Source organism: Mycolicibacterium parafortuitum (genome assembly GCF_010725485.1).
GTDB lineage: Bacteria > Actinomycetota > Actinomycetes > Mycobacteriales > Mycobacteriaceae > Mycobacterium.
The window spans coordinates 3,012,114-3,028,406 of sequence record NZ_AP022598.1 but is presented as its reverse complement, the minus strand read 5'-3'; the positions used below and the strand labels follow the sequence as shown (position 1 = coordinate 3,028,406).

The 16,293-nt window shown below is 69.5% G+C and carries 12 protein-coding genes; 7 read left to right on the top strand and 5 right to left on the bottom strand.

Annotated features, from left to right (window positions below):
• Nucleotides 1–165 precede the first annotated feature (165 nt).
• From NTM_RS14610 to NTM_RS14595, 4 genes are read left to right on the top strand one after another with little or no spacing between them, the layout of a single operon-like run.
• Nucleotides 166–1,143 carry an oligopeptide ABC transporter permease OppB gene (locus NTM_RS14610; RefSeq protein ID WP_104865016.1) on the top strand — a complete coding sequence of 326 codons (978 nt, stop codon included), beginning with the start codon at nucleotides 166–168 and terminating at the stop codon, nucleotides 1,141–1,143.
• Nucleotides 1,140–2,030, top strand: coding sequence for an oligopeptide ABC transporter permease OppC (locus NTM_RS14605; protein ID WP_104865017.1), 891 nt, complete (start codon nucleotides 1,140–1,142; stop codon nucleotides 2,028–2,030). The genes NTM_RS14610 and NTM_RS14605 overlap by 4 nt, the downstream gene beginning before the upstream one ends.
• Nucleotides 2,027–3,862 (top strand): oligopeptide ABC transporter ATP-binding protein OppD, encoded by a 1,836-nt coding sequence (locus tag NTM_RS14600; RefSeq protein ID WP_104865018.1) that lies wholly within the window; start codon nucleotides 2,027–2,029, stop codon nucleotides 3,860–3,862. The genes NTM_RS14605 and NTM_RS14600 overlap by 4 nt, the downstream gene beginning before the upstream one ends.
• An 11-nt stretch (nucleotides 3,863–3,873) precedes the next feature.
• The gene (locus NTM_RS14595) at nucleotides 3,874–5,592 is read left to right on the top strand and encodes an oligopeptide ABC transporter substrate-binding protein OppA (protein WP_163766708.1); all 1,719 of its coding nucleotides are present in this window, start codon (nucleotides 3,874–3,876) and stop codon (nucleotides 5,590–5,592) included.
• 89 nt (nucleotides 5,593–5,681) lie between these two features.
• Here NTM_RS14595 and NTM_RS14590 read toward each other — a convergent pair whose 3' ends face one another.
• From NTM_RS14590 to NTM_RS14580, 3 genes are read right to left on the bottom strand one after another with little or no spacing between them, the layout of a single operon-like run.
• Nucleotides 5,682–6,938, bottom strand: coding sequence for an alpha/beta fold hydrolase (locus NTM_RS14590; protein WP_163766707.1), 1,257 nt, complete (start codon nucleotides 6,936–6,938; stop codon nucleotides 5,682–5,684).
• A 42-nt stretch (nucleotides 6,939–6,980) separates the two neighbouring features.
• Nucleotides 6,981–9,632: an AAA family ATPase gene (locus NTM_RS14585; protein ID WP_104865021.1), complete on the bottom strand. Its 2,652-nt coding sequence runs from the start codon at nucleotides 9,630–9,632 to the stop codon at nucleotides 6,981–6,983.
• Complete coding sequence (locus NTM_RS14580; RefSeq protein ID WP_163766706.1) at nucleotides 9,629–10,777, bottom strand: metallophosphoesterase family protein; 1,149 nt, start codon at nucleotides 10,775–10,777, stop codon at nucleotides 9,629–9,631. Before NTM_RS14580 ends, NTM_RS14585 begins: the two co-directional genes overlap by 4 nt.
• Before the next feature lie 103 nt (nucleotides 10,778–10,880).
• Between NTM_RS14580 and NTM_RS14575 the strand changes: the two genes are divergently transcribed.
• Nucleotides 10,881–11,399 carry a SixA phosphatase family protein gene (locus tag NTM_RS14575; protein ID WP_163766705.1) on the top strand — a complete coding sequence of 173 codons (519 nt, stop codon included), beginning with the start codon at nucleotides 10,881–10,883 and terminating at the stop codon, nucleotides 11,397–11,399.
• A 12-nt stretch (nucleotides 11,400–11,411) separates the two neighbouring features.
• Here NTM_RS14575 and NTM_RS14570 read toward each other — a convergent pair whose 3' ends face one another.
• On the bottom strand, nucleotides 11,412–11,957 hold the full coding sequence (locus NTM_RS14570; protein WP_163766704.1) for a DUF3558 domain-containing protein: 546 nt from the start codon (nucleotides 11,955–11,957) through the stop codon (nucleotides 11,412–11,414).
• Nucleotides 11,954–12,535, bottom strand: a complete 582-nt coding sequence (locus tag NTM_RS14565) for a DUF3558 domain-containing protein (RefSeq protein WP_104865025.1) — start codon at nucleotides 12,533–12,535, stop codon at nucleotides 11,954–11,956. Before NTM_RS14565 ends, NTM_RS14570 begins: the two co-directional genes overlap by 4 nt.
• A gap of 116 nt (nucleotides 12,536–12,651) precedes the next feature.
• Between NTM_RS14565 and NTM_RS14560 the strand changes: the two genes are divergently transcribed.
• Both NTM_RS14560 and NTM_RS14555 read left to right on the top strand, forming a co-directional pair.
• A complete protein-coding gene (locus NTM_RS14560; protein WP_163766703.1) occupies nucleotides 12,652–14,385 on the top strand; it encodes an ABC transporter ATP-binding protein in 1,734 nt (577 codons plus the stop codon).
• Nucleotides 14,382–16,286: an ABC transporter ATP-binding protein gene (locus NTM_RS14555; protein ID WP_163766702.1), complete on the top strand. Its 1,905-nt coding sequence runs from the start codon at nucleotides 14,382–14,384 to the stop codon at nucleotides 16,284–16,286. The genes NTM_RS14560 and NTM_RS14555 overlap by 4 nt, the downstream gene beginning before the upstream one ends.
• Nucleotides 16,287–16,293 lie beyond the last annotated feature (7 nt).

Genomic DNA, 16,293 nt, shown 5'->3' with positions numbered 1-16,293 from the left:
CGGACTGGCCACCGCCCCATTATCGGCCCGGCCGCTAGGCGCCCCCTGTGCCGTTCCTATGCGCCGGCTGTGAAGGTCGCGATCCCGCTGATCGCGCGCCGCCGAGCTGTAGCCGCGCCGATCTCCTAACCTGAGGCGCATGCAGCCGGCAGTCGGACCCACCGCATGACACGGTTCCTCGTCCGCAGGCTGGTCAACTACGTCGTCCTGCTGGGACTGGCCTCGTTCCTGACGTTCGCGCTGACCTCGGTGATGTTCGAGCCGCTCGACTCACTGCTGGAGCGCAACCCCCGCCCGCCGCAGGCCGTCATCGACGCCAAGGCCGACGAGCTGAACCTCAACGCGCCGATCCCGCTGCGCTACGCAGACTGGGTGGCCGGGGCGTTCCGCGGGGATTTCGGGACGACGGTCGGCGGGCAGCCGGTCAGCGACGAGCTTGGCCGCCGCATCGGGGTGAGCCTGCGGCTGGTGCTCATCGGGTCGGTCGTCGGCACCTTCCTCGGGGTGGTGGCCGGCGCGTGGGGGGCGGTGCGGCAGTACCGGCTCTCGGACCGCGTCATCACGACGCTGGCGCTGCTGATCCTGAGCACCCCGACATTCGTGATCGCCAACCTGCTGATCCTCGGGGCGTTGAAGGGCAACTCGATCCTGGGAGCGCAGGTCTTCGAATACACCGGGGAAACGTCGACGGACGCGGTCGGCGGCACATGGAACCAGTTGGTCGACCGGCTACAGCACCTGGTGCTGCCGACCTTCACGCTCGCCCTGGTCTCCATCGCCGGCTACAGCCGCTACCAGCGCAACGCGATGCTCGACGTGCTGAGCCAGGACTTCATCCGCACAGCGCGCGCCAAGGGCCTGACCCGGCGGCAGGCGCTGTTCAAGCACGGCCTGCGCACCGCGCTGATCCCGATGGCCACGCTGTTCGCCTACGGGGTGGGCGGGCTGTTCACCGGAGCGGTGTTCGTCGAGAAGATCTTCGGCTGGCATGGCATCGGCGAGTGGTTCGTGCAGGGCATCTCCACTCAGGACACCAACATCGTCGTCGCGATCACGGTGTTCACCGGTGCGACGGTCCTGCTGGCCGGGCTGCTGTCGGACGTGCTGTACGCCGCACTCGACCCGCGAGTGCGGGTGTCATGACCGAGCCCGAATTCGCCTCGCGGCGCGCGCTGGTGTGGCGGCGCTTCCTGCGCAACCGGCCCGCGGTGGTGTCGCTGGTGATCCTGATGGCGCTGTTCGTCGGCTGCTACGCGCTGCCGCCGCTGTTGCCGTTCTCGCACACCGACCTCGACTACTACGCGCTGCAGCAACCGCCGACCACGACGCACTGGTTCGGCACCAACGCGCTGGGCCAGGACATCCTGGCGCAGACGCTGCGGGGCATGCAGAAGTCGATGCTGATCGGGGTGTGCGTGGCGGTCCTGTCGACGGTGATCGCCGCGACGGCGGGCGCGATCGCCGGCTACTTCGGTGCGTGGCGCAGTTCGGTGCTGATGTGGATCGTCGACCTGCTTCTGGTGGTGCCCAGCTTCCTGCTGATCGCGATCGTGACCCCCCGCACCCGCGATTCCGGCACCATCCTGTGGCTGATCCTGCTGTTGTCGGCGTTCAGCTGGATGATCAGCGCCCGTATCGTGCGAGGCCTCACGCTGAGCCTGCGGGAGCGCGAATTCGTCACCGCGGCACGCTATATGGGCGTGAGCAATTGGCGGATCATCGTCCGGCACGTGATGCCCAACGTCGCGTCGATCCTGATCATCGACACCACGCTCAACGTCGGGCTCGCGGTGCTGGCCGAGACCAGCCTGAGCTTCCTCGGGTTCGGGGTACAGCCGCCGGACGTATCGCTGGGCACCCTGATCGCCGACGGCACCCGATCGGTGACGACGTTCCCGTGGGTGTTCCTGTTCCCGGCCGGGGTGCTGGTGCTGATCGTGTTCTGCGCCAACCTGGCCGGCGACGGACTGCGCGACGCGCTCGATCCCGGGGTGCGGCCGGCGCGCCGGCGCAGGCGGGCCGCCGCATGAGCCTGCTCGAGGTGCGGGATCTGGCGGTGACGTTCCCGACGGACACCGAGACGGTCCCGGCGGTGCGCGGCCTGACCTATCACGTGGACGCCGGTGAGGTCGTCGCGCTGGTCGGCGAGTCCGGCGCGGGCAAGTCCGCGGGCGCGATGGCCGTGGTCGGATTGCTGCCCGAATACGCCGAGGTGTCCGGGTCGGTGCGGCTGGGCGGTGACGAACTGCTCGGCCTGGACGACCGGCAGATGTCACGCATCCGGGGCGCCCGGATCGGCACGGTGTTCCAGGACCCGATGTCGGCGCTGACGCCGGTGTACACCGTCGGCGACCAGATCGCCGAGGCCATCCGCATCCATCAGCGCGGCGTCGACGCCAAGACGGCCCGCGCCCGCGCGGTCGAACTGCTCGAGCTCGTCGGCATCGGACAGCCCGCGCAGCGCGCCCGCGCCTTTCCCCACGAGCTCTCCGGCGGGGAACGCCAGCGGGTGGTCATCGCGATCGCGATCGCCAATGATCCTGACCTGCTGATCTGCGATGAGCCCACCACCGCGCTCGACGTCACGGTGCAGGCGCAGATCCTCGACGTGCTGCGCACCGCGCGCGACGCGACCGGCGCCGGCGTGCTGATCATCACCCACGACCTCGGGGTGGTCGCCGAGTTCGCCGACCGCGCGCTGGTCATGTACGCCGGCCGCGCGGTCGAGACCGCACCCGTCGCCGACCTCTACCGCGGCCGCCGGATGCCGTACACGGTCGGTCTGCTCGGCTCGGTGCCGCGCCTGGACGCCCCTCAGGGCACCCGGCTGGTGCCGATCCCGGGTGCTCCGCCGTCGGTGAGCGCACTGCCGCCCGGATGTCCGTTCACGCCGCGCTGTCCGCTGGCCGTCGCCGAATGCAGCGCCGCCGAGCCGGAATTGGTCACCGTCGCCGCCGACCACCAGGTCGCCTGCATCCGCCACGACGACGTCTCCGGCCGGTCCGCGGCGCAGATCTACGGCGTGTCGACCGCCCCGCCCACGCACCCGCCGGCCGACGATCCCGAGGTCGTGCTGCGGGTCACCGGGCTGTCCAAGACGTACACGCTGACCAAGGGCGTGGTGTTCCGCCGCCGCATCGGCGAGGTCCGCGCCGTCGACGGCATCGGCTTCGAGCTGAACGCCGGCCGCACGCTCGGCATCGTCGGCGAGTCGGGGTCCGGCAAATCCACCACGCTGCACCAGATCCTGGAGCTGACCGCACCCGAGGCGGGCACGATCGAGGTGCTGGGACGCGACGTGGCGTCATTGGACCGGGCCGGCCGCCGCACGCTGCGCGGCGATCTGCAGGTGGTGTTCCAGGACCCGGTGGCCTCGCTCGACCCGCGGTTGCCGGTGTCGGATGTGCTGGCCGAACCGTTGCAGGCCAACGGGTTCGACAAGGCCGCGATCCGAGACCGGATCGGCGAACTGCTGACCGTGGTCGGGCTGCGCCGCGAGGACGCCGGCCGCTATCCGGCGGAGTTCTCCGGCGGCCAGAAACAGCGCATCGGCATCGCCAGGGCGCTGGCGCTGAGACCGAGGATCCTGGCGCTCGACGAGCCGGTGTCGGCGCTGGACGTGTCGATCCAGGCCGGCATCATCAACCTGCTGCTCGATCTCCAGCAGCGGTTCGGACTGGCTTACCTGTTCGTCTCGCACGACCTGTCGGTGGTGCGGCACCTCGCCCACCGGGTCGCGGTGATGCACAAGGGGGCGATCGTCGAACAGGGCGACAGCGACTCGGTGTTCGAGCACCCGCAGCACGAATACACCCGCCGACTGCTGGCCGCGGTGCCCCGCCCGCAGCCGGATCGCCGTTAGAGTCGGTGCGCATGACGGACACCTTTTCCTCGCGAGCAGACACAAAGTCGCACCGTTCGGGCCTCAGGAGTGCGATTTCGCGTCTGCTCGCGGGAGGAACGGTGGCCGCGCTGGTGCTCTCGGGGTGCTCCAGCGCGGAGCAGGTGCCGCCGTCGGCCGGCGGTAGCGCCGAACTCGGCGCGACGGCCGACATCAACCCGCAGGATCCCGCCACGCTGCAGCAAGGCGGGACGCTGCGGCTGGCGTTGACCGGTTTCCCGACCAACTTCAACAACCTGCACATCGACGGCAATCTCGGCGAGGTGGGCCGCATGTACCGGCCGACGCTTCCGCGCGCGTTCTTCATCAAGCCCGACGGCGAGATGACCGTCAACACCGACTACTTCACCAGTGTCGAGCTGACCAGCACCGAACCCCAGGTCGTCACGTACACGATCAACCCGAAGGCCGTCTGGAACAACGGCAGGCCCGTCACGTGGGAGGACCTGGCCGCGCAGATCAACGCGACCAGCGGCAAGGACGAGCGGTTCCTGTTCGCCGCGCCCAACGGCAGCGAGCGCGTCGCGTCGGTCACCAAAGGTGTCGACGACCGCCAGGCCGTGCTCACGTTCGCCAGTCACTACGCCGACTGGCGGGGCATGTTCGCCGGCAACGGCATGCTCTTCCCGAAGGAGATGACGCAGGACCCCGATGCGTTCAACAAGGGGTTCCTGAACGGCCCCGGCCCGTCGGCAGGACCGTTCGAGATCACTGCGGTCGACCGTGGTGCCCAACGAATCGTGTTGACCCGCAACCCGAAATGGTGGGGCACCCCACCGCTGCTGGATTCGATGACCTACACCGTGCTCGACGACGCCGCGGTAATCCCGGCGCTGGAGAACAACGCGCTGGACTCGGTGGGACTGGCGACGCTCGACGATCTGGAGCGCGCCCGGCGGGCCAACGGTGTCACGATCCGCCGCGCCCCGGCCCCGAACTGGTACCACCTCACGTTCAACGGCAGCGAGGGTGCGTTGCTGGCCGATCCCGCGCTGCGGACCGCTATCAGCAAGGGCATCGACCGGCAGGCGATCGCGGCGGTCACCCAGCGCGGGCTCACCGACGCGCCCACAGCGTTGAACAACCACATCTACCTGGCCGGCCAGGAGGGCTACCAGGACAACAGCATCAAATTCGATCCCGAGGCCGCCAAGACCGAACTCGACGAGCTGGGCTGGAAACTCAACGGCCAGTTCCGGGAGAAGGACGGCAAGCGGCTGACCCTCCGTGACGTGTTCTACGACGGTGCAAGCACCCGTAGCGTGGCCCAGATCGCGCAGAACCAGCTCGCGCAGATCGGGGTCAACCTGGAGCTGGTACCGGCCGCCGGCGGCAGGCTGTTCAGTGACTTCATCACGCCGGGAAACTTCGACATCGCGCAGTTCGCCTGGGGCGGCGACGCTTTCCCGCTGAGCAGCCTGAACCAGACGCTCGCCACAGGTGGCGAGAGCAACTACGGCAAGATCGGCAGCCCGGAGATCGACGCGAAGATCGAACAGACACTCTCGGAACTGGACACCGCCAAGGCACGCACCCTGGCCAACGAACTGGACAAGATGGTCTGGGCGATCGGCCACAGCCTTCCGCTGTTCCAGGCACCGGGCAACACCGCCGTGCGCAGCAATCTCGCCAACTACGGCCCGTCCGGGATCGGTGACCTGAACTTCTCGGCGATCGGCTTCATGAAGTAGGGCCAGCGGTCCTTGGAGATGCTGGGGGCCGCGACTTCTGCACCAGGGTCGCGATGCCACCGTCGGCACAACCCTGGTGCAGAACTCGATCAGGTCGTCTGGCCGGTGCCCGCCCGCACGGCCTTCGGCGCCGCACCGGGCACCGCCGATTCCACCCGGGCGGCCACCGCGATCGCACCGACCAGTAGCCGCATCGAGAGGTTGGCCGGCATGGCGTCCAATTCGCCACCGCGTGAGGGCAGTTCGGAGATGCGCCCGGCGCTGACGACCTTGCAGATCTCCAGCGCCGCATGCTCACGGATGTCGAGGATGCTGTGGCCTGCGGTGGGCAGTTCGACGAGCACCGAGTCCGGGATCAACTCGACGGCACGGCGCGCGACGGCCGGCGGCGTGGTCAGGTCACGGCCGCCGGAGATCACCGCCGTCGGCCAGGTGAAGCCGGGCATCGCCGACCGAAGATCGTAGGGTTCGGCGACGAAGTCGGCGTCGCCGGTGGCCATTCCGCGCAGCGCGACGGCAGGGTCCAGCGGCTCACCGTCGGGTACCGCGCCATAGTTCAACTCGCGGAAGGCGATCCGTTCCACCAGGTCCGGCTCGTGGTGGAACGCGGTCCTGCGTTCGGTCACGAACTTGGTGACGGTCTCGGCGAGCTTCCAGAGCCGGTCGCGACCGGCGAGCAACAGGTCCAGCTGACGGCGCAGCGTTTCGGGGCCGGCGAGCTCGTACAGGCCGATCGCCAGCAGCAGCCCCTCGGACGTCAGGCCGCCGCGGGCCACCAGCTGCCGGACCTCGGCGGCGACTCCCGGCCCCGCCGCACCGTCCCACAGCACCCGCCGAACCTGGGCACGTACATCGATGATGTCGTCGGCCGACAGCAGCGGAGAGTCGAGCACCATCGACCGCACCCGGCCCGGGTGCCGCACGCCGATCCCGGCGGCCAGGTAGGAGCCGTAGGACGCGCCGTACACATCGGCGCGCTCGACCCCGGCGTCGTCGAGCACCGCGGCGATGTCGTCGACGACGGCGTCGACCGTCAACGCGTCGGGGGGCAGGTCGGCGCCGGAGTCGTCGTGGCGGGACAGTCCGACACCGCGGTGTTCGACCATGATGACGTCGAGACCGGCGAGCGCGGCATGCTTGCGGAACGTCCGATACAGCGCGATCGACGCCGCGCCGGGCCCGCCCGGGATGACGACCAGCGGATGAGCCGATTTGCGGCCGGTCCGCACGTAGTAGACGTCGAACGCGTCATCCCCGCCGGGATGCACCGGCCTGCGAACCGGCCGCACCCCGGGCAGTGCCGCGAGCTTGGCGTGCACGCGGCGACGCCTCGCATTCATCGTCATCGCGCTCATTGTGCCCCGCCGGCGCCGCGCACGCCGCCGGGGTCAGCCCGCGACCAGCTCGATGTGGTGGGCGCTGCGCACGTCGGCGTAGCGCTGTGGACTGCAGGTCAGGATGATCACCTGGCCGTCGCCGGCCACCGCGTCGAACACCTCGGCCATCTTGGTCAACCGGCCGGCGTCGGTGAAGCCCAGCGCGTCGTCGATCACCACGGGAACGCTGTCCTCCTTGGCGACCAGCGCCGCGCCGGCCAGCCTGGCCACGATGCCGAGCTGCTCTTTCGCGCCGCCCGACAGTGAGTCGTACGGCACGGTGCGTCCGCCCAGCGTGCGGTGCTCGATGCGCAGCGCGCTGTCGACGTCGACCTCGAACGATTCGCCGAACACGATGCGGCCCAACCGTTCCACCTCGCCGCGGAACGGGTCGACGTAGCGCTGTCGCATCGCGTCGCGGTGCCTGCCCATCACCGATCGGAGCAGCTGTGCGGCACGGGCGCGCCGTTGCACCCGGGTGAACTCGGCCTGGGCGTGTTCGCGCTCGGTCTCGGCGGCGTCGAGCCTGCCCTTGCGTCCCTCGGTGCCGAACACCTTCAGCTGCGCGGCCACCTCGCGCAGCGCTTCGGCCGCCTCCTCGCGCCGTGCCGTGACCACCGCGACGGATCGTTGCGCGTCGGCGAGCGCGGCCGCGACCGCCTCGGGCTGGTGTCTGGCCAACTCCTCGGACAGCTGGACAACCGTCGCGCCGGCTTTCGCGGCCGCCTCGGCGTCGGCCTCGGCCTTGAGGGCGAGGTGGTCGTCCGCCAGCAGCGCACGCTGCTCGGCGAGCCGCTCGGTGATCGCGGCCAGCTCCTGCTGCGCGGACTGCAGCTTCTGCGCGATCCTGGCGGCGTTGAGTTCGCGTTCGGCCAGCAGCCGTCCGGCCTGTTCGGCGACCTTGCGGTGTGTCTCGCAGTCGCGGATAGCCTCCTGATGCGCCGCGGTCGCCTCGAGGAGTTCCAGCCGCTGGGCAGCGGGCTCGAGTGCGGCCGGGTCGGCGTCGAACAGCCCGTCCTCGGCCGGCAACCGCTGTTGGACGGCGGCCAGCCGGGCCCGCAGGTCGTCGGCGGAATCGTCGACGGTCAGCGCCTCCAGGACCGCCCGCACCTGCTGGCACGCGGCCCGCAGCTCCTGGCGGCGCAGGTCGAGCGACCGCGCCGCGGCCAGGTCGTCGACACCGGCATGCCGCAGCGCCTCGGCCAGCGTGGCGGTCGCCAGGTCGAGCTTCTCCTGGGTGGCCGCCGTTGACGCCGCCGGTGTGATGCGCAGCGACAGCACCCCCGCGACATCGACACCGGTGGCTGCCGAGATCCCGGCCTCCCACCGTCCGCCGGCGTCCAGCGTCACGGTGGTGTCGCCGACGGTGACCTCGAGGTCGGTCGTCGCCACCAATTCGACGTGGGCCGAGGCGTTTTCGACGGCCGCGGCGGCCCTGTCCACGATGGCCGCGGCCTGCTCGATCGCGGCCATCAGCTTGTCGGTCAGCGTGATGGTCGCGAGTTCAGCGCTGAGGGCGTCCAGTTCGCGCTGGTGCCGCTCGATGGTGGCGAGCCGGGCGGCCAACCGGTCGGCCTCTTCGCGGTCGGCCAGGCGTTGCACGGCGGCGCGGGCGGTGTCGGCGCGCTGTTGGCTGGCGCTCAGCGCTTCCCGGGCGGCCTCGGCGGCCTCGTCGGCGGCGGTCTTCACCTCGGCGGCGGTATCGAGATCGTCGGCGGCGGCGGCGGATTCGGCCTGCAGCCGGGTGATCGCCGCGTTGCGCTCGTCGATCTCGGCGCGGCTGCGCCTGCGTTCGGTCAACGCGGTCTGCGATGCCGCGTGCGCGGCATCGGCGGCCTGGGCGCGCAGCGCGGCCTGGTCCAGGTCCGCGCGCAGCTTCGCGACGTCCTCGGCGGCCCGCATCGCCGTCGTCAGATGTGTTGCCGCAGCGGCGCTTTCGTCGGTGATGCGGGCGATGTCGGCAGTGAGGACCGCGTGCCTGCGCACCGCGTCGTCGACCTCGGCCATCGCCGCCGCGCACTGCGCAACCTGCTGCTCGGCGTCACGCAGCCGGGCGGTCGCGGCCGACCACTCGCCGGTGGGCCTGCCGGTCGCGGTGAAGTAGCGCCGGAACTCCTCCTCGATGCGGTCGATCAGTAGCGTGTCGACGGCACCGCCGGGGGCCGGGTCGTCGTCGACCTCGCCGGCGGCCACGTCCAGCGCGCGCGACAGCGCATCGCAGCCGGACAGGTCGGCGGCGGTCATCGGCGCGGACTGCAGCACCCGCTGCGCCTGCCACAGGTCGAGGTCGACCGTCTCGGCGAGCATCGCCCGCACCCGCTCATGGGCTTCGTCACCGGTGAGCTGTTCCCGCTTGGGGGCGAGCACCGTCAGTTCCGTCTCGGGCTTCTTGTGGAACCGTTTGCGGTAGACGAACCGGTACGGGCCGGCGGAGATCTCGGCGGTGACCTCGGCCCCGACGTCGGCGTGGGTCGGCTTGACCTGCTTGACCTCTTTCTTGGTCGAGCGATCCTTGGACTCCAGCAGCAGGTCGAGCGCTTCGACCATCGAGGACTTCCCGACCTCGTTGGCGCCGCTGACGACGACGACGCCGTGTTCGGGAAACTCGATGTCGCGGTGGGTGATTCCGCGGTAGTTGGTCAAGACCAGCCGGTGCAGTTTCACGCTGCGCCTCCTTCGGTGAGTCGCAGAAGCAGCGCCAGCGCGGCGCGGGCGTCGTCGGCGTCGTCGCCGGTCGTGCGCGCGGCGCTGACCAGCTCCTCGACCGCCGCGGCGGCGAACCCGCCGATGCCGAGGTCGTCGAACTCCCCGTCGGCGGGCATCACCGCGATGTCGGTCTGCTTGTCCCACGGCACCAGCGCGGCGAACAACCGCGCGTAGCGGTCCACGCACGCATCCAGTGCCGCGCGGTCGGTGACCGTCAGCGTCCCGGTCAGCCCGAGACGGATCACGGTGCGCTCTTTGTCCGGCATCTGGTCGAGGTTGATGTCGAGGTCGGCGACGTCGCGGCTGTTGTCGACGGTGTAGCGCAGCGACATGAACCGCCAGGAACCCACACGGCGGGCGTCGACCCGCACCGGCCGGGCGGGGTCGGTCTCGTCGACGTCGACGACCAGCACCTGCCCGGGGTCGGGTTCGATGTCGTCGTAGTTGGTGACCTCGGGGGATCCGGAATACCAGATGCGCCCGGTCGACCCGACATCCATGCGGGAGTGCTTGTCCCCCAAAGCCACATAGTGGATCGCGCCGCGGGCGATCGCCGACTCGACCGCGTCCAGGGCGATCAGCGACGGACGGTCCTTGTCGGGGACCAGGATGTCCACCGCACCGTGCCCGACGACGACGCGGGTGGTGCCGTCGGCCTCGATACCGTCGAGTGCCGCGGCCACCAGGTCGGTGGTCGGCGCTTTCGAGAACCACGGCGCGGCGACCAACTCCAGCCCGGGCCGGACCTCGTACACCCCCGGGGTGTCGAGCACCACGACGTTGTCGGGCCGCTCCGAGGTGAACAGCGCGCTGGTGTACACCGACGACGCGTCCAGCGGGTCGTGGTTGCCCGGCAGCAGGTACACCGGGACCTTGATCGCGCGCATCGCCTCCAGCGCGGTGCTGACCTCACGCGGGGCCAGCTGGTTGTGCTCGAACACGTCGCCGGCGACGACCACGAACTCGGCCCCGAGCTCGTCGGCCAGCGAACCGAGCGCGGCCACCGCACCCCGGCGCGCCGCCGAATACCGTGGCTGCGCATCCCCGTTGAGGTAGTGCCGGGTCATTCCGAGCTGCCAGTCAGCGGTGTGGAGAAATCGCATCTCAGCCCGTCCTTTCCCGTGGTTTTCCTCGAGGGCACCGCTACTGTAGGGCCGCCCGCCGACAAGTCTGTGGACGCGCACCGGCATGGCCTACCTTTAATGGATGAGCGAGCCACGCCGCACCCTGCTCCTGCTGCGCCACGCGAAGTCCGACTACCCGGACGGGGTGGTCGACCACGATCGGCCGCTGTCGTCGCGGGGTATCCGGGAGGGAGCGCTGGCCGGCGACTGGATCCGCGCGACGTTCGGCGGGGTGGACGCGGTAATGTGTTCGACCGCGACCAGGACACGCCAGACGCTCGAACAGACCGGTATCACCGCGCCGGTGCAGTTCGTAGACCGGCTCTACGACGCGACCGCGGGCATCCTCATCGAGGAGATCAACGGTGTGCAGGCACGCTTCGACGACGAGGTCGCGACGCTGCTGGTGATCGGCCACGAGCCGGTGATGTCGTCGGTCGCGCTCGGGCTGGCCGACGAGGAGTCCGGTAACGGCGCTGCGGCGGCGCAGATCTCGCAGAAGTATCCGACATCGTCGATCGCGGTGCTGCGCTCGAGCGCACCGTGGGATCAGTGGGCGTTGCGGGGGGCGGAGCTCACGGATTTTCATACCGCGCGCTGAGCGCGCTGAGTGTCAGGCCCGGGTGGCCAGCGTCAACTCCATCAGCTTGATCGCCATTCCGCAGGCATCCATCCCGGGTGTCTGCGGGTTGACCCACCAGCCGACCACGCCCGCGGCGTCGCTGGCGACCCCGCATGCACCGTTGGGATCGTTGGGCCGCATGACAATTGACTGGATACCGGCGACGTTGCGCTCCTCGATCTGGTACTCCAGCTGCTGGGCGACGTCACGCTCGTTGTCCAGGCTGCCCGTCTCGAACCAGAACCGGGTGATGTCGACCAGCCCGGCCGGGTTGGCGGCCTGCCAGCGGCAGATCGCACCGACGAACGTGCTCTGGATGTCCAGCGGGTCGGCGCCCACGGTCTCGGCGAGGATGTCCTCGGTCAGGACCTCGCACTCCTTGAGCAGGTTCGGGTACTTGCGCTCGGAGTTGTCGTTGCGGGGCACGGTGCCGGTACCGGACTTCGCCGCGGTGCCGTCGACGGTCTGTGTGCAGCCGGTCAGCACGACCAGGCCGGCGGCCGCGGCGGCCACAGCTTTGAACAGACGTCGGGTCATTTCGAATTCACAATCGACTGGCGGGTGAGTTCCTTGGCCACTTCGCAGGCGTCCGGATACGGCGGCTGGGCGTAGCTGACCGACCACTCGATGAAGTCGTCGTCGAACTGGATGCCGACCTCGCAGAGGTTGACGCCGATCTTCGGATCCGGGTCCTCGTTGATGCCGATGAAACCGTCGTGGCCCTCGATGTTGAGATCCTCGACGCTGGTGCGCGAGAGCTCCATGGTCTTGCGTTCGCGCCCGATCGGGCTGCCGCGGAACCAGGAGAACGAGATGTGCGGACCGAGGATGGAGCCGCCGGACAGCCACTGGCAGCCCACGGAGGTCTTCGCGGTGTTGACGAGCCCGGGGATCTCGGTGACCGCGCCGACCTCCTCGTCGCTGACACCGCCGCACTGCGGGAAGAACGGACCGTGCGAGATGTTCTCCTGCGGCGCCTCCGTCGAGGGCACGACCGGGCCCTGCGGTTCGGAGTCCGAACACGCCGCGAGCACCGGAATCACGGCCACAGCGACGACGGCCAGGGCCTTCACCGGCCGACGAAATCCGCGGTAGCTTCCAGTCACGCCATGCACTGTAGCGGCACCCCATCGGGTCAACCACCGACATGCCGACTGACCTGCTCATTTATGTGATTCTCAGGTGCAAACGCCGCGCCGTCGGCATAGCGGCGGTGTGCGACAGTAACGGGATGCTCTGGGAGCTGCTGCGACGATTCACCCGGCCTTACCGCGCACTGCTGGCAACGGTGGCCGGGCTGCAGGTCGTCAGCACGCTGGCCACGCTGTACCTGCCGACCGTCAACGCCGCGATCATCGACGACGGTGTCGCGCAGGGTGACGTTCGCCGCATCGTGGAGCTGGGTGCGGTCATGCTCGCGGTCACGGCGCTGCAGGTGGTGTGCGCGGTCGGGGCGGTGTACTTCGGGTCGCGCGCCAGCATGGGGGTGGGCCGCGACATGCGCTCGACGATGTTCCACCACGTCACCGGCTTCTCGGCCGAGGAGACGGCCCGCTTCGGCGCGCCGTCGCTGCTGACCCGGACCACCAACGACGTGCAGCAGATCCAGCTGCTGGTGCAGCTGACCGCCACGATGCTGGTCACCGCCCCGATCATGTGCGTCGGTGGCATCTTCATGGCCATCCACCAGGACGCCGGGCTGTCATGGCTGCTGGTGGTCAGCGTGCCGGTGCTGGCCCTGGCGAACTACGGGATCGTGACGCGGCTGCTGCCGATCTTCCGGCGGGTCCAGCGTCAGATCGACGCGATCAACCGGGTGATGCGCGAGCAGCTGACCGGCCTGCGGGTGGTGCGGGCGTTCGCCCGGGAACCGTTCGAGCGCAACCGGTTCGCCGAGGCCAACACCGCGCTGGCCGACAGCGCGATCGAGGCCGGACGCTGGCAGGCGCTGATGCTGCCGGTCACCACGCTGGTGATCAACATCTCCAGCGTGGCGCTGATCTGGTTCGGCGGCATGCGGATCGACGCGGGTCAGATGCAGGTCGGATCGCTGATCGCGTTCCTGTCGTATTTCATGCAGATCCTGGTGGCAGTGCTGATGGCGACGTTCATCCTGGTGATCATCCCGCGCGCGTCGGTGTGCGCGGAGCGGATCACCGAGGTGCTGGACACCAGCCCGGCGATCGCGAACTCCCCCACCCCATCCGCTCCCTCGGCGCTGCGCGGCGAGATCCGGTTCGACGACGCGACCTTCAGCTATGCCGGTGCGGAGCGGGCTGTGCTCCAGCAGGTTTCGTTCACGGCACGGCCCGGGACGACGACCGCGGTGGTGGGCTCCACCGGCTCGGGCAAGTCGACGCTGGTGGCTCTGGTGTGCCGGCTCTACGACGTGACGGGCGGAGCGGTCCGCGTCGACGGCGTCGACGTGCGCGATCTCGACATCGAGGTCCTGTGGAACACGCTGGGGCTGGTTCCGCAGCGCGGTTACCTGTTCGCCGGCACCATCGCCGACAACCTGAGGTACGGCAAGGCCGATGCGACGGACGACCAGATGTGGGAGGCACTACGGGTGGCCTGCGCCGACGAGTTCGTCGCCGGCCATCCCGACGGCCTCGGGATGCGGGTCGCACAGGGCGGGATGAACTTCTCCGGCGGACAGCGGCAGCGGCTGGCGATCGCGCGCGCGGTGATCCGCCGGCCGGCGATCTACCTGTTCGACGACTCGTTCTCCGCGCTCGACGTGCACACCGACGCGCGAGTGCGGGAGCGGATCCGGGAGGTCTCCGCGGACGCGACGACGCTGATCGTGTCGCAGCGGATCTCCACCGTCGCCGGCGCCGATCAGATCGTGGTCATCGACGACGGCCGTGTAGTCGGCACCGGCACCCACGAACAACTGATGCAGACCTGCGACGCGTACCGCGAGTTCTCCGACTCGCAGTCGGTGACGGCGGGAGACCGATGAGCGGGCCGCTCGCGCGCGGGATCCGGATGGCCGAACCCCCGCAGGAACGCTCCCGCGACTTCAAGGGCTCGGCCGTCCGGCTGCTGAAACAGCTGATGCCGCAACGCGGGATGACCGTCGCGGTGATGCTGCTCGGGGTCGGCGGCATCGCGATCGGCGTCGTCGGTCCCCGCATCCTCGGGCATGCCACCGATCTGCTGTTCAACGGGGTGATCGGCCGTGGGTTGCCCGCCGGGATGACCAAGGAGCAGGCGGTCGAGGCCGCCCGCGCCCGCGGCGACACCACCTACGCGGATCTGCTGTCGGGCATGGACGTCGTGCCCGGTCAGGGCGTCGACTTCGGCGCGGTCGCACGCACGCTGACGCTTGCGCTCGCGCTGTATCTGGTTGCCGCACTGATGGTCTGGTTGCAGGCGCGGCTGCTCAACGTCGTCGTCCAGCGCACCATGGTCGGGCTGCGCGCCGACGTGGAGAACAAGGTGCACCGGTTGCCGTTGCGCTACTTCGACTCCCGGCAGCGCGGTGAGGTGCTCAGCCGGGTCACCAACGACGTGGACAACCTGCAGCAGTCACTGACGATGTCGATCACCCAGCTGCTCACCTCCGTGCTGACGGTGTTCGCGGTGCTGGTGATGATGCTGACGATCTCGCCGATGCTGACACTGCTGACGGTGGTGACGGTCCCGTTGTCGCTGTGGGTGACCCGCTCGATCGCACGGCGGTCGCGCAAGCTGTTCATCGCGCAGTGGACCAACACGGGCAGGCTCAACGCCCACATCGAGGAGACCTACAGCGGGTTCACCGTCGTCAAGACCTTCGGCCACCGCGCCCGCGCCGAGGACGAGTTCCGCGCCCTCAACGACGACGTCTACCACGCGAGCTTCGGCGCCCAGTTCCTGTCCGGGCTGGTCTCCCCCGCCACGATCTTCATCGGCAACCTCAGCTACGTCGCGGTCGCCGTCGTCGGCGGCATCCAGGTCGCGACCGGACAGATCACGCTCGGCGGAATCCAGGCGTTCATCCAGTACGTCCGGCAGTTCAACCAGCCGCTGACCCAGATCGCGGGCATGTACAACACGATGCAGTCCGGGATCGCCAGCGCCGAGCGGGTGTTCGACCTGCTCGACGCGGACGAGGAGCCGGCCGACCCGGCACCTGCGCTGCCGGCCGTCGCCGACCGCCGCAGCGGCCGGGTGGAATTCGAGCGGGTCTGGTTCGGCTACCGGGCCGAAACCCCGGTGATCGAGGATCTGTCGCTGGTCGCCGAACCGGGCCAGACCGTCGCGATCGTCGGGCCCACCGGCGCGGGCAAGACCACGCTGGTGAACCTGCTGATGCGGTTCTACGACGTCGACTCGGGTCGGATCCTGCTCGACGGCACGGACATCACCACCGTCAGCCGCGCATCACTGCGTTCCCGGATCGGGATGGTGCTGCAGGACACCTGGCTGTTTGCGGGCACCATCTACGACAACATCGCCTACGGCCGCCCCGACGCCACGCGTGACGACGTGATCGAGGCAGCCACCGCGGCCTACGTCGACCGGTTCGTGCACACGCTGCCCGACGGCTACGACACCCGCATCCACGACGGCGGCACCAACATCAGCGCCGGCGAGAAGCAGCTGATCACGATCGCCCGCGCGATCCTGGCCCGGCCGCAGCTGCTGATCCTCGACGAGGCGACCAGCTCGGTGGACACCCGCACCGAGGTGCTGATCCAGCACGCGATGCGCGCGCTGCGCCGGGACCGCACGAGTTTCATCATCGCGCACCGGCTTTCGACGATCCGGGATGCCGATGTGATCCTGGTGATGGAGGCGGGCAAGATCGTCGAACGCGGTACACACGACGAGCTGCTGGCCCGTCGCGGCGAGTACTGGACGATGGTCAACAGGTAATCGCTTC